The organism is Caulobacter sp. 73W (assembly GCF_041021955.1).
In the GTDB taxonomy this organism is placed as follows: Bacteria; Pseudomonadota; Alphaproteobacteria; order Caulobacterales; family Caulobacteraceae; genus Caulobacter.
In genome coordinates, this window is the sequence record NZ_CP158375.1 from 3,045,094 (window position 1) to 3,064,196 (window position 19,103).

18 protein-coding genes are annotated in these 19,103 nt (G+C 67.8%); 13 read left to right on the plus strand and 5 right to left on the minus strand.

What is annotated here, in order from left to right:
* Window positions 1-42 precede the first annotated feature (42 nt).
* From ABOZ73_RS14455 to ABOZ73_RS14465, 3 genes are read left to right on the plus strand one after another with little or no spacing between them, the layout of a single operon-like run.
* A complete protein-coding gene (locus tag ABOZ73_RS14455) occupies window positions 43-501 on the plus strand; it encodes a DUF1579 domain-containing protein (protein ID WP_369058840.1) in 459 nt (152 codons plus the stop codon).
* On the plus strand, window positions 501-1,286 hold the full coding sequence (locus tag ABOZ73_RS14460) for an NIPSNAP family protein (protein WP_369058841.1): 786 nt from the start codon (window positions 501-503) through the stop codon (window positions 1,284-1,286). The genes ABOZ73_RS14455 and ABOZ73_RS14460 overlap by 1 nt, the downstream gene beginning before the upstream one ends.
* Before the next feature lie 57 nt (window positions 1,287-1,343).
* A complete protein-coding gene (locus tag ABOZ73_RS14465) occupies window positions 1,344-2,801 on the plus strand; it encodes a helicase HerA-like domain-containing protein (RefSeq protein ID WP_369058842.1) in 1,458 nt (485 codons plus the stop codon).
* Between the two features lie 134 nt (window positions 2,802-2,935).
* Here ABOZ73_RS14465 and ABOZ73_RS14470 read toward each other — a convergent pair whose 3' ends face one another.
* Window positions 2,936-3,661 (minus strand): aspartate/glutamate racemase family protein, encoded by a 726-nt coding sequence (locus ABOZ73_RS14470; RefSeq protein WP_369058843.1) that lies wholly within the window; start codon window positions 3,659-3,661, stop codon window positions 2,936-2,938.
* A 61-nt stretch (window positions 3,662-3,722) separates the two neighbouring features.
* Between ABOZ73_RS14470 and ABOZ73_RS14475 the strand changes: the two genes are divergently transcribed.
* The 9 genes from ABOZ73_RS14475 (at window position 3,723) to metH (ending at window position 14,620) form a co-directional block, all read left to right on the plus strand.
* On the plus strand, window positions 3,723-4,052 hold the full coding sequence (locus ABOZ73_RS14475; RefSeq protein WP_369058844.1) for an Mpo1-like protein: 330 nt from the start codon (window positions 3,723-3,725) through the stop codon (window positions 4,050-4,052).
* Between the two features lie 317 nt (window positions 4,053-4,369).
* Complete coding sequence (locus ABOZ73_RS14480; RefSeq protein WP_369058845.1) at window positions 4,370-6,355, plus strand: M10 family metallopeptidase C-terminal domain-containing protein; 1,986 nt, start codon at window positions 4,370-4,372, stop codon at window positions 6,353-6,355.
* A 54-nt stretch (window positions 6,356-6,409) separates the two neighbouring features.
* Entirely contained in the window at window positions 6,410-7,366 is a 957-nt protein-coding gene (locus tag ABOZ73_RS14485) for a 2-hydroxyacid dehydrogenase (RefSeq protein WP_369058846.1), read from the plus strand.
* 56 nt (window positions 7,367-7,422) lie between these two features.
* Window positions 7,423-8,394, plus strand: coding sequence for an ArsR/SmtB family transcription factor (locus ABOZ73_RS14490; protein ID WP_369058847.1), 972 nt, complete (start codon window positions 7,423-7,425; stop codon window positions 8,392-8,394).
* A complete protein-coding gene (gene metF, locus ABOZ73_RS14495; RefSeq protein ID WP_369058848.1) occupies window positions 8,391-9,344 on the plus strand; it encodes a methylenetetrahydrofolate reductase [NAD(P)H] in 954 nt (317 codons plus the stop codon). Before ABOZ73_RS14490 ends, metF begins: the two co-directional genes overlap by 4 nt.
* Window positions 9,341-10,210 carry a subclass B3 metallo-beta-lactamase gene (gene bla, locus ABOZ73_RS14500; RefSeq protein ID WP_369058849.1) on the plus strand — a complete coding sequence of 290 codons (870 nt, stop codon included), beginning with the start codon at window positions 9,341-9,343 and terminating at the stop codon, window positions 10,208-10,210. The genes metF and bla overlap by 4 nt, the downstream gene beginning before the upstream one ends.
* Window positions 10,207-11,271, plus strand: a complete 1,065-nt coding sequence (locus ABOZ73_RS14505; RefSeq protein WP_369058850.1) for a homocysteine S-methyltransferase family protein — start codon at window positions 10,207-10,209, stop codon at window positions 11,269-11,271. Before bla ends, ABOZ73_RS14505 begins: the two co-directional genes overlap by 4 nt.
* Window positions 11,268-11,960 carry a class I SAM-dependent methyltransferase gene (locus tag ABOZ73_RS14510; protein ID WP_369058851.1) on the plus strand — a complete coding sequence of 231 codons (693 nt, stop codon included), beginning with the start codon at window positions 11,268-11,270 and terminating at the stop codon, window positions 11,958-11,960. The genes ABOZ73_RS14505 and ABOZ73_RS14510 overlap by 4 nt, the downstream gene beginning before the upstream one ends.
* Window positions 11,960-14,620: a methionine synthase gene (gene metH, locus ABOZ73_RS14515; protein ID WP_369058852.1), complete on the plus strand. Its 2,661-nt coding sequence runs from the start codon at window positions 11,960-11,962 to the stop codon at window positions 14,618-14,620. The genes ABOZ73_RS14510 and metH overlap by 1 nt, the downstream gene beginning before the upstream one ends.
* Before the next feature lie 21 nt (window positions 14,621-14,641).
* On the opposite strand, the gene ABOZ73_RS14520 is transcribed toward metH, so the two are convergent.
* On the minus strand, window positions 14,642-15,223 hold the full coding sequence (locus ABOZ73_RS14520; protein ID WP_369058853.1) for a calcium-binding protein: 582 nt from the start codon (window positions 15,221-15,223) through the stop codon (window positions 14,642-14,644).
* Between the two features lie 152 nt (window positions 15,224-15,375).
* Here ABOZ73_RS14520 and ABOZ73_RS14525 point away from each other — a divergent pair, with 152 nt between their 5' ends.
* On the plus strand, window positions 15,376-16,677 hold the full coding sequence (locus ABOZ73_RS14525) for an MFS transporter (RefSeq protein WP_369058854.1): 1,302 nt from the start codon (window positions 15,376-15,378) through the stop codon (window positions 16,675-16,677).
* A 13-nt stretch (window positions 16,678-16,690) separates the two neighbouring features.
* Here the strand turns inward: ABOZ73_RS14525 and ABOZ73_RS14530 are convergent, their stop codons facing one another.
* The 3 genes from ABOZ73_RS14530 to ABOZ73_RS14540 form a co-directional block, all read right to left on the minus strand.
* Complete coding sequence (locus tag ABOZ73_RS14530) at window positions 16,691-17,275, minus strand: calcium-binding protein (protein WP_369058855.1); 585 nt, start codon at window positions 17,273-17,275, stop codon at window positions 16,691-16,693.
* 95 nt (window positions 17,276-17,370) lie between these two features.
* Window positions 17,371-18,564, minus strand: coding sequence for a formate-dependent phosphoribosylglycinamide formyltransferase (gene purT, locus ABOZ73_RS14535; RefSeq protein WP_369058856.1), 1,194 nt, complete (start codon window positions 18,562-18,564; stop codon window positions 17,371-17,373).
* Entirely contained in the window at window positions 18,561-19,088 is a 528-nt protein-coding gene (locus ABOZ73_RS14540) for a hypothetical protein (RefSeq protein ID WP_369058857.1), read from the minus strand. Before ABOZ73_RS14540 ends, purT begins: the two co-directional genes overlap by 4 nt.
* Window positions 19,089-19,103 lie beyond the last annotated feature (15 nt).

A 19,103-nucleotide genomic window follows, 5' to 3' on the forward strand; every position in this document is an offset into this window, starting at 1 on the left:
GTCAGTCGGCGAAGGGCGAAAGCCCGCGCAAGGGGACACGTCATGCCATCCGATTTCGATTTCCTGTTCGGCCGCTGGGCCGTGACCCATCGCCGGTTGAAGGAGCGTCATGTGGGCGGCGACGACTGGCTGGAGTTCAAGGGTGTCGTGACCTGCGAGCCGCGCCTGGACGGGGTGGTCAATGTGGAGGAGCACCGGCGGGAGGGGCAGCCGTTCGGCTTCGCCCTGCGGACCTTCGACCTGAAGGCGCGACGCTGGTCGATCTATTGGGTGAACCCGGCGGAGGGCCTGCTGCAGGCGCCCGTGCATGGGCGGTTCGACAATGGCGTCGGGATGTTCGAGGGCGACGATGTGGACGGGGGGCGGCCGATCCGCGCGCGCTATGTGTGGTCGCAGATCAAGGCGAACAGTGCGCGCTGGGCGCAGGCCTTCTCCCTGGATGGCGGCGCGACCTGGGAGACTAACTGGGTCATGGATTTCGTGCGATCGGAGGCCGTTTGATGAACCGCCGCGCCTTCACCGCCAGCCTGGCGGCGCCGTTCCTGGCCCCGGCCCTCTCCCAGGCCGCGCCTTGGGCCGGCGGGGTGGTCGAGCTGCGCCAGTATGTGATGCATCCCGAGAAGCGCGACGTGCTGATCGACCTGTTCGACGGGCGGTTCATCGAGCCGCAGGAGGCGGCGGGGATGAGCGTGATCGGCCAGTTCCGGAACCTGGACGATCCCGATAGCTTCGTCTGGCTGCGTGGCTTTCCCGACATGGAAGCGCGGCGCAAGGCGCTGGAGGCCTTCTATGGCGGGGCGGTGTGGCAGGCGAACCGCGAGGCGGCCAACACCACCCTGATCGACAATGACAACGTCCTGCTGCTGAAGCCGGCGGGAGAAGGCTTCGATCTGGACCAGCGCGCGCCCGTGGAGGCGGCCGGCGACGGTCCCGGCTTCCTGGCGGTGCATATCCACAATCTGAAGGCGCCGGCCGATGCGGCCTTCCTGCGGTTCTTCCGGTCGGAGGCGGAGCCGGTGTTGCAGACGGCGGGGATCGCACCTTTTGCGCCGCTGATGACGGAGGGGAGCGCCAACACCTTTCCCCGTCTGCCGGTGCGGGAGAACCTGCCGTCCTTCATCTGGTTCGCCCGCTTTACCGACGCCGCCGCCTATGACCGCGCGCTGGGCGATCTGGCGCGCAATCCTGACTGGGCGCGGGTCGAGGCCAGGCTGGCGGGCTGGCTGAAGCGCCCGGTCCAACGCCTGCGCCTGACGCCCACGGCGCGATCACGCCTGCACGGCTGATCGCCTTTCGTCTCCCCGACGTTTAAGCTGCCGCGCCAGACGCCAGGGAGCACGCGTATGACCGACGTCATGATCGGCTTTTCGGACAAGCCGGAGGGCCTGCGCCTCGATCGGGCCAACCGCCACGGGATCATCGCCGGCGCCACGGGGACGGGGAAGACCGTCACCCTGCAGGTGCTGGCCCAGGGCTTTTCCGACGCCGGGGTGCCGGTGTTCACCGCTGACGTCAAAGGCGACCTGTCGGGGGTGGCGGCCGTCGGCACACCGAACGAGAAGATGCAGGCGCGGGCGGCCGAGATGGGCCTGATCCTGTCGCCGTCGGCGGCGCCGGTGGTGTTCTGGGATCTGTTCGGGGAGAAGGGGCATCCGATCCGGGCGACCATCTCGGAGATGGGGCCGACCCTGCTGGCGCGGCTGTTCGACCTGAACGAGGTGCAAGAAGGCGTGCTGCACATCGCCTTCGAGGTGGCGGACCGCGAGGGGCTGCTGCTGCTGGACCTGGACGACCTGCAGTCGGTGCTGGCCTATCTGGCGGAGAACGCCAAGGAGATCGGCCAGGTCTACGGCAATGTGGCGCCGGCCACGGTGGGGGCGCTGCAACGGCAGCTGCTGACCCTGCGCAACCAGGGCGGCGAGGCGTTCTTCGGCGAACCGGCCCTGCGGCTGGCCGACCTGATGCGGACGGACGCCCAGGGGCGCGGCTATGTGAACGTGCTGGCGGCCGACAAGCTGATCGCCAGCCCGCAGCTCTACGCCACCTTCCTGCTGTGGCTGATGAGCGAGCTGTTCGAGGAGCTGCCGGAGGTCGGCGATCCGGAGAAGCCGAAGCTGGTCTTCTTCTTCGACGAGGCGCACCTGCTGTTCCGCGACGCGCCCAAGTCCCTGCTGCAGAAGATCGAGCAGGTGGTGCGCCTGATCCGCTCCAAGGGCGTGGGCATCTATTTCGTCACCCAGAACCCGGCCGACGTGCCCGACAGCGTGCTGGCGCAGTTGGGCAACCGGGTGCAGCACGCCCTGCGCGCCTATACGCCGTCGGAACAGAAGGGACTGAAGGCGGCGGCCGAGAGCTTCCGGCCCAACCCGGCCTTCGACACCGCCGAGGCGATCCAGAACCTGGGGGTGGGCGAGGCCTTGGTCTCCGTGCTGGACGAGAAGGGCGCGCCGACCGTGGTGGCGCGGACCAAGGTGCGGCCGCCCAATTCTCGCATCGGCCCGGCGACGCCGTTCGAGCGTGACGCGGCGCAGGCGGCCAGCCCGGTGCGCGGTATGTACGACACGCCCATGAACCGGATCTCGGCGCACGAAATGCTGCAGGACCGCGCCGGGGCGGCGGCCAAGAGCCAGAAGCCCAGGGCGCGGGTGGAAGAGCGCGAGGAACGGCCGCGCGCCGCGCCCCGCCGCTCCAACCGCCAGTCGGCGGGCGAGGCCTTCACCAAGTCCATGCTGCGGACCATCGGCAGCCAGCTTGGGCGGGAGCTGATCCGCGGGGTGCTGGGGGGATTGAAGCGGCGTTAGGGCGCGGCGCCCCAAATCCTCCCCCAGGGAGAGGTGGCCCAGAGGGCCGGAGGGGGCCCTGTTGAATCAGAGGTCTCGCCTCAGCCCCCTCCACCGCTTCGCGGTCCCCCTCCCCAAGGGGGGGAGGATTTTATCTACTTTCGCATCCCCAGCGCCCGGTCACAGGCCGCATGAGCGTGGATGCTGGTCGTGTCGTAGACCGGCACCGCGCTGTCTTCCTGGCCGACCAGCAGGATGATCTCGGTGCAGCCCAGGATGATCGCCTCGGCGCCGGCCTCGACGAGGCGGGCGATGATCTGGCGATAGGCCTCGCGCGAGGCCGGCTCGATGCGGCCGCAGATCAGCTCCTGATAGATGACGTCGTGGACGACCTTGCGGTCCTCCTCCCACGGCACGATCACCTCCAGGCCGAAGCGCTCGGCCAGGCGGCCCTTGTAGAAGTCCTTCTCCATGGTGAAGGCGGTGCCCAGCAGGCCCACGCGCCGATGCCCGTCGGCGACGATGCGCATCCCCGTGGCGTCGGCGATGTGGAGCAGCGGCGCCTTCACCGCCGCCTCGATGGCCGGGGCCATGCGGTGCATGGTGTTGGTGCAGATGACCAGGAAGTCCGCGCCGCCGGCCTCCAGCCGCCGGGCGGCGTCGATCATCAGGTCGGTCAGCTCGTCCCAGCGGCCGTCGTGCTGCAGGGCCTCGATGCGGGAGAAGTCGAAGGACCACATCAGGCATTGGGCCGAGGCGGTCTGGCCCAGCGCCTCGCGGGTGCGCTGGTTGATGATGCGGTAGTACTCGGCCGAGCTTTCCCAGCTCATGCCGCCGATCAGGCCGATAGTCGGCAGGGCGCTGTTGGAGGCGGAGGTCATGTCTTGCCGATCAGCGGTTGATGTCCGATCCTTTCCCTAAACAAGACCGAGGAAACGATCCATGGGCGCGGCCCCAACTCCCGCCGACGGCGAGCGCTATCGCAGCTTTCGCGAGTTCTATCCCTTCTACGTGCATGAGCACTCGAACCGGACCAGCCGGCGGCTGCACATCATCGGCACGGGATGCTCCATAGCCCTGGCGATCTCTGCGGTGGTCCTGCGCGACTGGCGGCTGGGGGTGGCGGCGCTGATCTGCGGCTACGCCTTCGCCTGGATAGGGCACTTCTTCTTCGAGAAGAACCGACCGGCGACCTTCACCTATCCCCTGTGGTCGCTGATGGGCGATTTCCGTCTGTTTTTCGAGACGGTGAGCGGCAGGCGGCGGTTCTGAAGATCGACAGCGTTCAAATGCCGCATTGCTAAGCTTTTCCGCTCTGCGCGCGGCGTTCGCCAGCAAGAGTTGTGCGCGGTAACTCTCGCTAACCGTTACCTCGCAAGGAATTCTACTTCCAATTGGCAGGAGGGTTGCAAAAGGGGCTGGAGCAACCAAAGCGATAGTTTCTCTACTCTAGCAACCTTCACTACTTCAAATAGTCGCGCTCTTCTGCTACATCCGGTCGCTGTGTAATCTTGTAGAAAGCTTGGTATAGGCACGCTCGATTTCTGCGTGCTCCAGTGAGACACGCTTAGGGGCGTCCGGAGCAGCCAGTGGCTTTCGAATCTGAGTGGCAGACATGCGGCTGCGCGGCTTGCGCGGCCGGCGTAACCGCACATGAGACCCTCGCGGCGGGGGACGGAAGCCTGTCGGCGGCGGCTGCGAACAAGCCGGTATGGTCCACCGACAAGATCATCACCAATTACGACCGCAACAATCTGAGCTGGTCGAGCGGGATTGTTCAGTTCAGCTTCATGACCAGCGGACCGCTGTCGGTTGGCGCGGACTTCAAGGCCCTGACCGCCGAGGAGCGCAACTACACCCGCGCGGCGTTCGACCTGATTTCCGACGTCATCAACCTGAAGTTCGTCGAGACGGTGGACGACGGCGCGAGCATCGGACGCATCCGCCTCGGCGCCGACAACGGTGCGGCTGACTACGAATGGGGCCACGCCAGCTGGCGCAGTTCCGGCTCCAGCCTGCGGTCGGCCGAGGTGTGGCTGAACCCGGACGCGGTGGCCGAGCGCAAGTGGTTCTACGGCGGCTACAACTTCATGGCCCTGATGCACGAGATCGTGCACGGCCTGGGGGCGCTGCATCCCGGCGACTACAACGCCAATGGCGGCAAGATCACCTATGCCGACCACGCCACGTTCATGCAGGATAGCCGGCAGTACACGATCATGTCGTACTTCCAGGCGTCCGAGACCGGCGCCGACTTCCTGTTCGACGCCGACAACGCCATCTATTCGGGCTCGACACTGCTGTTGCACGACGTGGCCGGGCTGCAGGCCATGTACGGCGCGAACATGAGCACCCGCACCGGCGACACCGTCTATGGCTTCAACAGCACGGCGGGCCGGGCGTCCTACGATTTCAGCCTGACCAAGCAGCCGATCGTGACCCTCTGGGACGGCGGCGGCAATGACACCCTGGACCTGTCGGGGACCAACCTGGTCTCGCGCATCGACCTGAACGCCGGCGCGTTCAGCGACGCCCTGTCGATGACCAAGAACATCTCCATCGCCTATGGCGTGACGATCGAGAACGCGCGCGGCGGCGGGGGCAATGACTCCATCACCGGCAACGCGGCCGACAACAAGCTGGAAGGCCGCGGCGGAAACGACGCCATCGACGGCGGGGCGGGGACCGACACGGCGGTCTATTCGGGCGCGCGGGCCAACTACAGCTGGACCACGGCGGCCGACGGCACGATCACCATCCGCGACCTGCGCAGCGGCGCGCCGGATGGGACCGACACGCTGAAAGCCATCGAGAAGCTGCAGTTCAGCGACATCACCATCGCCCTGGCGGGCGGCGCCAACGCGGCGCCCACCGCCTCGCTCGACGCGGCCTTCGCCAACATCATGCGCCACGCCCCTTCGTCGGAGGCGGAACGCGCGCTGCTGACCAACCTGACCACGCAGGTCGCCACCGGGCAGATCAATCAGGCCCAGGCCTATGAAAAGATCGTCGACGCGGCGGCCGGCACGACCAAGGTCGCGGCCCTGGCCTATCAGTTCTTCGTCGGCTCCACGCCCAGCGAAGGCGGCATGGACTATCTGCTGACCAACGCCGGCGGCAACGCCAACCACCTGAACAGCGCCTACTACACCGCCTTCAACGTCGAGAACCGCTACATCAACTTCGCGGTGAACCTGGGCAAGCAGGGCGAGGGCAAGGACGGGTTCCTGTCGATCTATGGCGCGCTGAGCTTCGACGACGCGGTGTCCAAGGCCTATGCGACGATCTTCGGCGCGGCGCCGGCGGCGACCCGCGTGGACCAGATCCTCGACGCCGACATCGGCGGCGGCATGACCCGCCTGGACTATTTCGCCAGCTACGGCGGGGACCGCGGCATCGGGGCCAAGGCGGCCATGGTCGGCTGGCTGCTGACCGAGGCGGAGAAGGCCGGCGTCGGCGTCTACGCCAAGGCGCTGGACGCCTATCTGATGGACCTGGCGGACGGCGCGGCGTTCGGGGTGAACCTGATCGGCGCCTACGGAAGCGCGGCGTTCATCCACTCCGATCTTGGCTGAGGCCGCCCTAACGCTCTAGCGTTGCGTTACAAGAAGACGCAACGAGGAGCGCCCATGGCCGAGACGACGGAAAAGCCCTGCATCCTGCTTTCGCACGAGATGCTGATGCCGCTGCAGGCCATGTTGGAGGCGACCTATGAGGTCGTTCGCCTGTGGGACAGCGCCGACACGCTGAGCTTCCTGTCGGGGCCGGGCCTGAAGGTCCAGGCCATCGTCCATGCGGGCGAGATGCCGCTGCCCATCGACATGCTGGCCGAGATGCCGCGCCTGGGCCTGATCGCCTGCGTCAGCGCCGGCTATGACGGCGTGCCCATGGCGTGGTGCCGCCAGCACGGGATCGCCGTCACCCATTCCACCGGCGTCAACGCCGAGGACGTGGCCGACGTGGCCGTAGGCCTGCTGATCGGCGCCTGGCGCGGGATCGTCGAGGGCGACCGCCGGGTGCGCGACGGCCGCTGGGGGCCGGGCGACCGGATGCACTCGCGCCGCTCCCTGCGCGGGCGCAAGGCCGGGGTCGTGGGGCTGGGCCATATCGGCGACGCGACGGCCCGCCGGCTGGAGGCGTTCGGCATGACCGTTTCCTGGTGGGGCCCCAACCCCAAGGAAAGCCGCTGGCCGCGCGCCGACAGCGTCATGACCCTGGCGCGCGACAGCGACGTGCTGATCGTCGCCTGCCGCGCCACGCCCGAGAACAAGGGGCTGATTTCAGCCGCCGTCATCGAGGCGCTGGGGCCGCAGGGCTGCCTGGTCAATGTCGCCCGGGGCTCGGTGATCGACGAGGACGCGATGATCGCCGCCCTGAAGGACGGCAAGCTGGGCATGGCCGCCCTGGACGTGTTCGAGGCAGAGCCGACCCCGCCCGCCCGCTGGGAAGGCGTGCCCAACACGGTGCTGAGCCCGCACCTGGCCGGGGCGACCGTGGACGCCATCCCGCAGATGGTCGGCCTGACCGTCGAGAACCTGCGCGCCTTCTTCCACGGCGAGCCGCTGCCCAGCCCTGTGCAGGAATAGGGTTTCGACCGCACAAACCGCTTGCCAAAAGGACATAAAGATATCTTTATGTCTCCATGTCGATCAGCATGGCCCAGGTGGTGGAGATCTTGCGCGCGGCGGGTGAGGACACCCGCATGCGGGTTCTGGCCCTGCTCGCCCAGGAAGAGCTGTCGGTCCTGGAGCTGTGCCGCATCCTGGACCAGAGCCAGCCGCGCGTCTCGCGGCACCTGAAGCTGCTGGCCGAGGCCGGATTGGTGGAGCGCTTCCCGGACGGGGCCTGGGTGTTCTATCGCCTGGCCGCCCACGGACCGGGCCGGGCCATGGTGGACGCCGCCCTGGCCCCGATCGATCCCGCCGATCCCGAGGCGCGCGCCGACGCCGAACGCCTGGGCGAGGTGCGGGCCGAACGCGCCGCCGAGGCCAGCGCCTATTTCGCCCGCAACGCCGCCCGCTGGGACGAAATCCGCTCGCTGTATGTGGCCGAGGCCGATGTGGAGAAGGCGATCATCGCCGCCGCCGGGCCGGGGCCGTTCCGGGGGCTCGTCGATCTGGGCGCGGGCACCGGGCGGATGCTGACCCTTCTGGGCCGCAAGGCGTCCAGCGCCCTGGGGCTGGACCTGTCGCAGCACATGCTGAACATCGCCCGGGCCGAGACGGCCAAGGCGGGGCTGGACCATTGCGAGCTGCGCCACGGGGACATCTTCTTCACCCGCCTGCCGGACGCCTCGGCTGATCTGGTGACGGTGCATCAGGTGCTGCATTACCTGGGCGATCCCGCCGCCGCCGTGGCCGAGGCCGCGCGGCTGGTGGCGCCGGGCGGTCGGCTGCTGATCGTCGATTTCGCGCCGCATCGCCTGGAGTTCCTGCGCGAGGCGCACCAGCATCGCCGCCTGGGCTTTTCCGACGCCGAGATGCTGCGCTGGCTGTCGGCCGCTGGTCTGGAAGGGCGGGCCGAAGTCGATCTGCCGCCGGCCAAGGACGGCGGCCTGACCGTCAAGATCTGGACGGGTCGCCGTCCTGCTTCAGTACAGAGGAGCGCCGCATGAGCGCCGCCGAACCCCGCCGCGTCATCGGCCCCGTCGCCCGCGCCGCGGAGCGCGCGCAGTCGCGCCTGAACGTGTCGTTCGAGTTCTTCCCGCCCAAGACCGAGGCCATGGAAGAAACCCTGTGGTCGTCCATCCGCCGGCTGGAGCCGCTGGGCCCGTCGTTCGTGTCGGTGACCTATGGCGCGGGCGGCTCGACCCGCGAGCGGACCCACCGCACGGTGCGCCGCATCCTGGACGAGACCAGCCTGCTGCCGGCCGCGCACCTGACCTGCGTCGGCGCCAGCCGCGAGGAAGTGGACGAGGTCATCCGCGAATACTGGGAGGCGGGGGTCCGCCACATCGTCGCCCTGCGCGGCGACCCGCCGCCGGAGGAGGGCGGTTCGGGCGTCGGGGGTGTCTATGTCCCGCGTCCCGACGGCTATCAGAACGCCACCGAGCTGACCCAGGCCATCCGCCGCATCGCGCCGTTCGAGGTGTTGGTCGGCGCCTATCCGGAGAAGCATCCGGAAAGCCCGTCCCTGGCGCATGACATCGACGTGCTGAAGGCCAAGGTGGATGCCGGGGCGACGCGGGCGATCAGCCAGTTCTTCTTCGACATCGACGCCTTCTTGCGCTTCGTCGACAAGGCTCGGGGGGCGGGGATCGCCATCCCGATCATCCCGGCGATCATGCCGGTGACCAACTTCAAGGGCCTCAAGCGCATGGCCGTTGCCTGCGAGGCGACGGTGCCGGGCTGGCTGGCCAACCTGTTCGACGGGCTGGACGATGATCCGGAGACCCGCCGCCTGATCGCCTGTTCGGTGGCCGCCGAGATGTGCGCCAAGCTGGAGGAGCAGGGGTTCAAGGACTTCCACTTCTACACCCTGAACCGGGCCGACCTGGTCTACGCCCTGTGCCGGGTGCTGGGCGTGCGCGAGCCCGCGCCGGCTCCGTCGGAGGCCGCGGCATGAGGATCGCTCTGGCCGCTCTCGCCCTGACGACGGCCCTGTCCGGGGCGGCGCTATCTAGGACCGCTATGGCCCAGGGCTGGCCGGCCGAATGGGTCAAGCCCGCCGCGCCGTACCGCATCGTCGGCAATGTCTGGTACGTCGGGACCGAAGGGATTTCTTCCTACCTGATCTCGGGCTCCCAGGGGCACATCCTGATCGACGGCGGCATGCCGGGGGGCGCGCCCCTGGTCGAGGCCAGCATCCGCAAGCTGGGCTTCAAGATCGAGGACGTGAAGATCCTCCTCAACACTCACGCCCACATCGACCACGCGGGCGGGCTGGCGCAGCTGAAGGCCGACACGAAGGCCAAGCTCTACGCCGCCAAGGGCGACGAGGAAGGCCTGGAGAAGGGCGTCCATGTCGGCGACAGCGAGTACGGCGGCGCGAGCTTTCCTTCGGTGAAGGTGGACCGCACGATCAAGGACCTGCAGGTGGTCAAGCTGGGCGAGGTCGCCATCACCGCCCACATCACGCCGGGCCATACGCGCGGCTGCACCACCTGGACCCTGCCGGTGGTGGAGTGGGATCGTCCGCTGAACGTGACCTTCTACTGCTCGACCTCGGTGGCGGGGAACGTGCTGCTGGGCAACCGCGCCTATCCACAGATCCTGGCGGACTACGAGACCAGCTTCGCCAAGCTGCGGGCGATCCCCACCGACGTGTTCTTGCCCAACCATCCGGAGTTCGCCGACCTGGCCGGCAAGCGCCGCCGTCAGATGCGCGGCGAGCCGACGCCCTTCGTCGATCCGGCCGAGATGGGCCGCTTCATCGACGCCTCCCAAGCGGCGTTCGACCAGGAACTGGCCAAGCAGGAGCGACGCCGATGACCCGCGCGCAGCGTATCGAGGCCCTGAAGGCCGCCGCCAAGGAACGCATCCTGATCCTGGACGGATCGTGGGGCGTGATGATCCAGCGCCGGGGCCTGGACGAGGCGGACTTCCGCGGCGACCGCTTCGCCGACCATGACGGGCAGATGAAGGGGAACAACGACATCCTCTGCATCACCCGCCCGGACATCATCGCCGACCTGCACGACCAGTATTACGCGGCGGGCGCGGACATCTCCGAGACCAACACCTTCAGCGCCACGACCATCGCGCAGGAGGACTACAAGCTCGACGCCGCCGCCGTGCGCGACATCAACCTGCAAGGCGCGCGGCTGGCCCGCGAGGCGGCGGATCGGTGGACCGCCAAGGAGCCGCACAAGCCGCGCTTCGCCGCCGGTTCGATCGGGCCGCTGAACGTGATGCTGTCCATGTCGTCGGACGTGAACGATCCAGGCGCGCGCCGGGTGAATTTCGACCAGGTGTATGAGGCCTATCGCCAGCAGGTGGCCGCCCTGCACGAGGGCGGCGTGGACCTGTTCCTCATCGAGACCATCACCGACACCCTCAACTGCAAGGCCGCGCTGAAGGCGATCAAGGACCTCGAGGACGAGGGCTATGAGCCGCTGCCGATCTGGATCAGCGGCACCATCACCGACCGCTCGGGGCGCACCCTGTCGGGCCAGACGGTCGAGGCGTTCTGGAACTCGGTGAAGCACGTCAAACCGTTCGCCATCGGCTTCAACTGCGCCCTGGGCGCGGACCTGATGCGACCGCACATCGCCGAGCTGGCGCGGATCGCCGACACCCTGGTGGGCGCCTATCCGAACGCCGGCCTGCCCAACGCCATGGGCCAGTACGACGAGGAGCCGCACGAGACCTCGCACATGCTGCACGAGTGGGCCAAGGACGGCCTGGTCAACCTGCTGGGCGGCTGCTGCGGCACGACGCCGGACCACATCCGCCACGTGGCCGACGAGGTGCGCGGGATCGCCCCGCGTCAGCCGCCGGAGCGGGCGAAAGCCCTGCGCCTGGCCGGGCTGGAGCCGTTCGAACTGGCATGAGCGCGTTCCAGAAATACTTCGCCGACCCGCAGTTCGTCGCCCGCTACGTCGAGAAGGGGCCGGCGGCCTTCATGCCGGGCCACGGCGGCGTGCTGCAGATGGCCGGCGTGCTGCTGGCCGAGCAGGTTCCAGAGGATGGCCGCGTGCTGATCGTTGGAGCCGGCGGGGGGCTGGACACCCGTGCGCTGGCCAAGGCCGGTCCGAACTGGAGCTTTGTCGGGGTGGACCCGGCGCCGAACATGCTGGATCTCGCGCGCCACGTCGTAGGCGACGAGATCAACGCCCGGCTGGAGCTTATCGAGGGTGTCGCCGCCGATGCGCCGGACGGGCCGTTCGACGCCGCCACGCTGATCCTCGTCCTGGGCATGATCGCCGATGACGGCTCCAAGCTGGCGACCCTGACGGAAATCCATCGTCGCCTGAAGCCGGGCGCGCCTTTCGTGCTGGTGGATCGCTGCGATGACCGAGGCAGCCCCAATTTCGAGCGCAATATCAAGCGTTACGTCGCCTATGCGGTGGCGTCGGGTGTCGACGCTGAAACCGTGTCTGGCGCTTATGACAGCCAGAAAGCCAATCCCGGCCTGGTGACGGCCGAGCGGGACGAGGCCCTGCTGGTCGAGGCCGGGTTCAAGATGATCGAGGTATTCTACGTGGGCATGAACTGGCGCGGTTGGGTGGGTTACGCGTGATGCGTCCTGTCTTCGTAAACATCGGCGAGCGGACCAACGTCACCGGGTCGGCCAAGTTCAAGAAGCTGATCGTCGAGGGTCAGTACGGCGAAGCCCTGAGCGTCGCCCGGCAGCAGGTGGAAGCCGGCGCCCAGATCATCGACATCAACATGGACGAGGGCCTGCTGGATTCGCAGGTCGCCATGACCACCTACCTGAACCTGCTGGCGGCCGAGCCGGACATCGCCCGCGTGCCGATCATGATCGACAGCTCCAAGTGGGAGGTGATCGAGGCCGGTCTGAAGTGCGTTCAGGGCAAGACCATCGTCAACTCCATCTCGCTGAAGGAAGGCGAGGCCAAGTTCATCGAGCAGGCGACCCTATGCCTGCGCTACGGCGCGGCGGTGGTGGTCATGGCCTTCGACGAGGTGGGCCAGGCCGACACCGAGGCGCGCAAGGTCGAGATCTGCGAGCGCGCCTACAACGTGCTGGTGGAGAAGGTGGGTTTTCCGCCCGAGGACATCATCTTCGACCCCAACATCTTCGCCGTGGCGACGGGGATCGAAGAGCACGCCAACTACGCCGTCGACTTCATCGAGGCCACACGGCGCATCAAGCAGCTGCTGCCCTACGCCCGGATTTCGGGCGGCGTGTCGAACGTGTCGTTCAGCTTCCGCGGCAACGAGCCGGTGCGCCGGGCGATCCACTCGGTGTTCCTGTACCACGCCATCAACGCCGGCATGGACATGGGCATCGTCAACGCCGGCGACCTGCCGGTCTATGACGATATCGACGCCGACCTGCGCGAGGCCGTCGAGGACGTGATCCTCAACCGCAAGCGCGCCGACGGCGCCGACCCGACCGAGCGTCTGGTGGACATGGCGCCCCGCTACAAGGGCGAGAAGGGCGCGGCCAAGGTCGTCGACCTGGCCTGGCGCGACGCCCCCGTAGGCGAGCGCCTGACCCACGCCCTGGTCCACGGCATCACCGAATTCATCGACGCCGACACCGAAGAGGCGCGCCTGCAGGCCGAGCGCCCGCTGCACGTCATCGAAGGTCCGCTGATGGACGGCATGAACGTGGTCGGCGACCTGTTCGGCGCGGGGAAGATGTTCCTGCCCCAAGTGGTCAAATCGGCCCGCGTCATGAAGCAGGCGGTGGCCTGGCTGATGCCGTTCATGGAGGCCGAGAAGGAAGGCGGCGCGCGCCAGTCGGCGGGCAAGGTCCTGATGGCCACGGTGAAGGGCGACGTCCACGACATTGGCAAGAACATCGTCGGCGTGGTCCTGCAGTGCAACAACTACGAGGTCGTCGATCTCGGCGTCATGGTTCCGGCCGACCGCATCCTGGACGAGGCCAAGGCGCATGGGGTCGACATGATCGGCCTGTCGGGCCTGATCACGCCGTCCCTGGACGAGATGGTGTTCGTGGCCTCCGAGATGGAGCGCCTGGGCTTCGACATCCCGCTGCTGATCGGCGGGGCGACCACCAGCCGCACCCATACGGCGGTGAAGATCGAGCCGGCCTATCGCCGTGGTCCGACCACCTATGTCCTCGACGCCTCGCGCGCCGTGGGGGTGGTCTCCAACCTGCTGTCGCCCACCGAGAAGGATCGGGTGATGGCCGAGACGCGCGACGAGTATGTCCGCATCCGCGAGCAGTTCGCCCGCGGCCAGGAGGTGAAGGCCCGGACCTCCATCGCCGACGCGCGCGCCAAGAAGCTGGACGTCGACTGGGCGAACTATGCGCCGCCCAAGCCCTCGTTCATCGGCCTGCGAACCTTCGAGCCGAGCCTGGAGGAACTGGTCCCCTATATCGACTGGTCGCCGTTCTTCGCCAGCTGGGAGCTGATCGGCCGCTATCCGCAGATCCTGGAGGACGACGTGGTCGGCGAGGCCGCCACCGACCTCTATCGCGACGCCCGCGCGATGCTGGACAAGATCACCGCCGAGAAGTGGTTCGCCGCCAAGGGCGTAGCCGGCTTCTGGCCCGCCAACACCGACGGCGACGACGTGGTCGTCTATGCCGACGAGAGCCGCACGAGGGAGCTGGGCCGCCTGCACACCCTTCGCCAGCAGATGGCCAAGAGCGCCGGCAAGGCCAATGTGGCGCTGTCGGACTTCGTCGCCCCGATAGGCGCGGGCGCCGACTATGTGGGCGGCTTCGCGGTCACCGCCGGTCATGGCGAGGACGAGATGGTCGCCAGGTTCAAGGCGGCCGGCGACGACTATTCGGCGATCATGGCCTCGGCCTTGGCCGACCGCCTGGCCGAAGCCTTCGCCGAGTGGCTGCACTACAAGGCCCGCGTGGAGCTGTGGGGCTATGCGCCCGACGAGCCGTTCGAGGCCGAGCGCCTGATCGCCGAGAAATATCAAGGCATCCGCCCGGCGGCCGGCTATCCGGCCCAGCCCGACCACACCGAGAAGGAACTGCTGTTCAAGATCCTGGAGGCGGAAGGCCGCACCGGGATGCAGCTGACCGAGAGCTTCGCCATGATGCCGGGCGCGGCGGTGTCCGGGCTCTATTTCAGCCACCCGCAGGCCCACTATTTCGGCGTCGGCAAGATCGATCGCGATCAGGTCGAGGATTACGCCCGCCGCAAGGGTTGGGACATCGCCAAGGCCGAACGCTGGCTGGCGCCGATCCTCAACTACGATCCCAACGCCCGCGCGGCGGCCTAGCGCCGCGCGGTTCAGGTCGCTTCAGAGGAAGAAGTCAGCGGCGGTGAGTTGCTTGGCGCCGACCATGGCGATGATCAGTTCGGGCAGACCGTTGCCCGTAGTGTTCAACTCCACCCATGTCATGAGCGGTCCGCCGTCCTGGAAATCGATAATTCGGTAACGCACTTCGCCAGGCTGACCGCTGAAGGTGTTGGAGCCGATGAAACGGAAGTCCTGATCGCCGGCGACGTTCCAGTTGGCGTCAATATGGGTCAGGCCGAGGTTGTCGCTTCCGACTTCGAAATCCTGAATAGTGTCCGTGTCGGCGTTGACGGAGTTGAACCAGAAGATGTCACCGCCGGGGCCGCCCCAAAGGCGGTCGTTGCCAGGACCTCCGTAGAGCTGATCAGTGTCGGCTCCGCCGCGAAGCTCGTCGTTGCCGGCATCGCCATAAAGGACGTCGAGGCCGTCGCCGCCCGTAAGGGTGTCGTTTCCGTCGCCGCCATTGAGCGTGTCATTGCCGCCCCAACCGGCGGCGACGTCATCGCCCTTGCGCATGTAGAAGACGTCGGCCTGGGCCGTCCCGTGCCGGTTGTCATTGCCGGCTCCGCCATCGATCCGCATCTGGGAAATCCTCATTATCCATATTGGATAGAGGATCGCGATCGGCCAGCTTGCGGTTCCGGCGGCAAATAAGGTCATTTCGCGACTTGGCCGTTCGACCGGCGGGCGGCAAGGTGAGCAGGCGCCCCTTTTGTCGATCGAGCCGAGGCTGCATGAAGACATCCTCGTCCGCCGCTCAAGGCGCGCCGATCTCGCGGCGATCCATGGCGGTCGCCGCCTTCTCGACCGTGGTCGAGTGGTACGACTTCACCCTGTACCTCTACCTGGCGACGGTGATGTCGCGGGTGTTCTTCGGGGGCGGCGAGGCGTCGCTGATCGCCACTTTAGCGGGCTTCGCCGTCGCCTATCTGATGCGGCCCCTAGGGGCGGCGGTGTTCGGACACATCGGCGACCGGCACGGGCGGCGGCGGATGATGCTGCTGTCCATGCTGCTGATGACCGGGGCCATGCTGGCGACGGCCCTGCTGCCGACCCATGCGCAGATCGGTCCGGCGGCGGGCGTGCTGATGCTTCTGCTCCGCTGCGTCATGGGATTCTCGGTGGGCGGCGAGTACACCGGCGTCGTGGCCTATCTGATGGAAGGGGCCAAGCCGCATCGGCGGGGTCTGGTCACCTCCACCGCCTCGGCGGCGAGCGAGGTGGGCGGGTTGCTGGCAGTGGGGATCTCGGCTCTGACCGTGCATCTGCTGGCGCAGGCTGACCAGGACGCCTGGGGCTGGCGCATTCCCTTCCTGGTGGGCGCGGCTCTGGCTTTCAGTATCTGGGTCGCCCGCTCGACCATGCAGGAGTCGCCGGACTTCGAGCGGCAGAAGGCGCAAGGCACCGTGCCGCAGCGTCCCCTGCGTCACACCCTCAAGCATCATCGGCCGGGCGTGCTGCGGTCCTTCACGATCTCGGCCCTGGGGTCGATCACCTACTATGTGGGCATCACCTATGTGCCGGCGTTCCTGACCTCGGCCGGGGCGATGTCGGAGGCGCTGTCCCTGTGGCTGGCGACCATCGCGGCGGTGGTGGTGATCGCGGTGACGCCGCTGATCGGCCTGGCCTCCGACCGCTGGGGGCGAAGGCCGGTGCTGCTGATCCTGGCGGCGGGCAGCGCTTTCCTGCCGATGGCGATGTTCTCGCTGATGGCCAGCGGATCGGTCGGTTCAGCCTTGCTCGGCGCCGTGGTGCTGGCGGGTGTCGCAGGCGGCGTCAGCGCGGTGGGGGCGGTGGCGACGGCCGAGCAGTTTCCGGGCGAGGGGCGGCTCAGCGGCCTGGCGCTGGGCGCAACCGCGGCGACCGCGATCTTTGGCGGCCTGACCCCCTGGCTTGCCCAGACGCTGACCGCCGCGACCGGCAAGCCCATGATCCCCGGCGCAATGATCGCCGGGGTGGCCGTGCTGGTTTTGCCAGTGCTGCTGGGCCTGAAGGAGACTTTGCCTCGCCGCTTACTTGATGGGGCCGAGGTTTGACGGGCCGCGTGAGCTAGAGCTGGAAGTCACCTGCATCGAGATACTTCGCGCCGACGAGGCCGATGATCATGTCAGGCAGCCGGTCACCGTCCGTATCGAGATGCACAAACGTCATAAGGCCGCCGGGACGCCCCGGCTCCAAATCCTGCACGACTGACCTCACCTCGGCGCCTCGACCGCTGAAGGCGGACGAGCCAATGAAGGTGAACCCCTGGTCGCCCGCACGATTGGCGTTTGCGTCGATCTTGTAGAGCGAGATAGCGTCTCGACCGACCTCGAAATCTTGGATGGTGTCCGTACCCTCGTTGATCGAGCGGAACCAGAAGACGTCGCCACCGTCGCCGCCCCAAAGCTGATCACGGCCCGGGCCGCCGTACAGTGCGTCGGTGCCGGCTCCGCCGTTCAGCTGGTCATTACCCTCGCCGCCGTCGAGCATGTCCAAGCCCGGGCCGCCGTGTAGAACGTCGTCGCCCCGACCGCCATACATGTCGTCATTGCCGCCCTTGCCGCCGGCGCGGTCGTCGCCCGGTCCCATCCGAAAGACGTCGTCGCTAGCAGTTCCCTCGCGCCGGTCATTACCAGCGGTGCCTCGGATCATCATGATTTCTACCTCAGGGTGTCGTTCTGAGGTTGAAGCGAGAACGTGGGTATACGTTCCTCGGTCAAATGAGGTCATTTCGGGGCCGAAGCCACCTAGGCCTTGATGACGCGCACTTTGCTGGCGGCCGTGCGGGCACGCTCTCGGGCTTGATCTATATCTGCGCCGACAGCAACCGCTACGCCCATGCGGCGGCGCTCGAAGGCGTCGGGTTTGCCGAACAGGCGAAGGTCGGCGCCGGGGACGGCGAGGGCGTCCTCGACCCCTTCATAGGCCACGCCGACGGCTTCCATGCCGCCATAGATCACGGCGCTGGCGGCCGGATCGCGCTGGGCGACGTCCACCGGCAGGCCGAGGATGGCGCGGGCGTGGATGGCGAACTCGCTCTGGCGCTGGCTGCCCAGGGTGACCAGGCCGGTGTCGTGCGGGCGGGGGCTGACTTCCGAGAACCAGACCTCGTCGCCCTTCACGAACAGCTCGACCCCGAAGAGGCCGAGGCCGCCGAGGGCGGCGGTGACCTTGCCGGCGATGTCCTGGGCCTTGGCCAGGGCGGCGGGGGTCATGGCCTGGGGCTGCCAGCTTTCCACATAGTCGCCCTTCACCTGGCGGTGGCCGATGGGCGCGCAGAAGGAGGTGATGGTCTGGCCGTCCTTCAGGGAGCGTACGGTCAGCAGGGTGATCTCGTAGTCGAAGGCGATGCGGCCCTCGACGATGACGCGGGTGGTCTCCACCCGCCCGGCGGCCAGGGCGTACACCCAGGCGGCGCCGATGTCGGCGGCGCTCTCCACATAGCTTTGGCCCTTGCCCGACGAGGACATGACCGGCTTGACGAAGCAGGGGTAGCCGACCTTTTCGGCGCCCGCCGCCAGTTCGTCCGCCGTGGAGGCGAAGGCGTAGGGCGAGGTGGGTAGGCCAAGCTCCTCGGCCGCCAGGCGGCGGATGCCCTCGCGGTTCATGGTCAGCTGGGCGGCGCGGGCGGTGGGGATCACCGTGGCCAGACCCTCGGCCTCGATGCGCGCCAGCTCGTCGGTGGCGATCGCCTCGATCTCGGGCACGATCAGGTGGGGCTTCTCCTGCTCCACCAGGGCGCGGATCGCGGCGGCGTCGGTCATGGCGACGACATGGCTGCGATGGGCGACCTGATGGGCGGGCGCGTTAGGATAGCGGTCGACGGCGATGACCTCCGCGCCGAGGCGCTGGAGCTCGATCGCCACCTCCTTGCCAAGCTCGCCCGAGCCAAGAAGCATCACCCGAAGGGCGTTGGGCGAGAGCGGCGTTCCGAGTTTCATTGGGTTCCGGGGTTGTTGGCGTTCAGCGCCTTGCCGAACAGGCTGGCCTTGGCTTGCAGACGCTGGGCCGTCGGCGCGCAGCGGGCGGGCGGGGTCCAGCCCATCCAGGCCTGGGCGAGCTTGGCCTTATCGCTGGTCGCGGCGCCGGTCCAGATGCCGCGGCCCTTGCCGATGGCGGACTTGCCCTGTTCGGCGATGACGGTCGGGCTGGCGCGCTCGGCCGCCTCGATGGCGCCGGCGAACAGCTTCATGTCCTTGGCGCCCTGGTCGCGGAGCTGCGGATAGACCTTCAGCGAGGCGTCGACACCGCTGGGCGAGGGCCAGGCGCGCTCGATGCGCTCAACCTCGGGCATGACCTTGTCATAGAGGTCGATGTAGCCGCCGACTGCGCCGTAGCACCAGGCGGTGAAGCCGTAATCGTCGGTCGGCGCGCCGACGGGGAAGGGCGCTTCGGCCGGGTTCGCGGCTGCGGCGGGCGCACCTTGGGCGAAGAGCGAGAGAGCAAGCAGGAAGGCAGGCGCCATGAGAGGTCCCTTGGA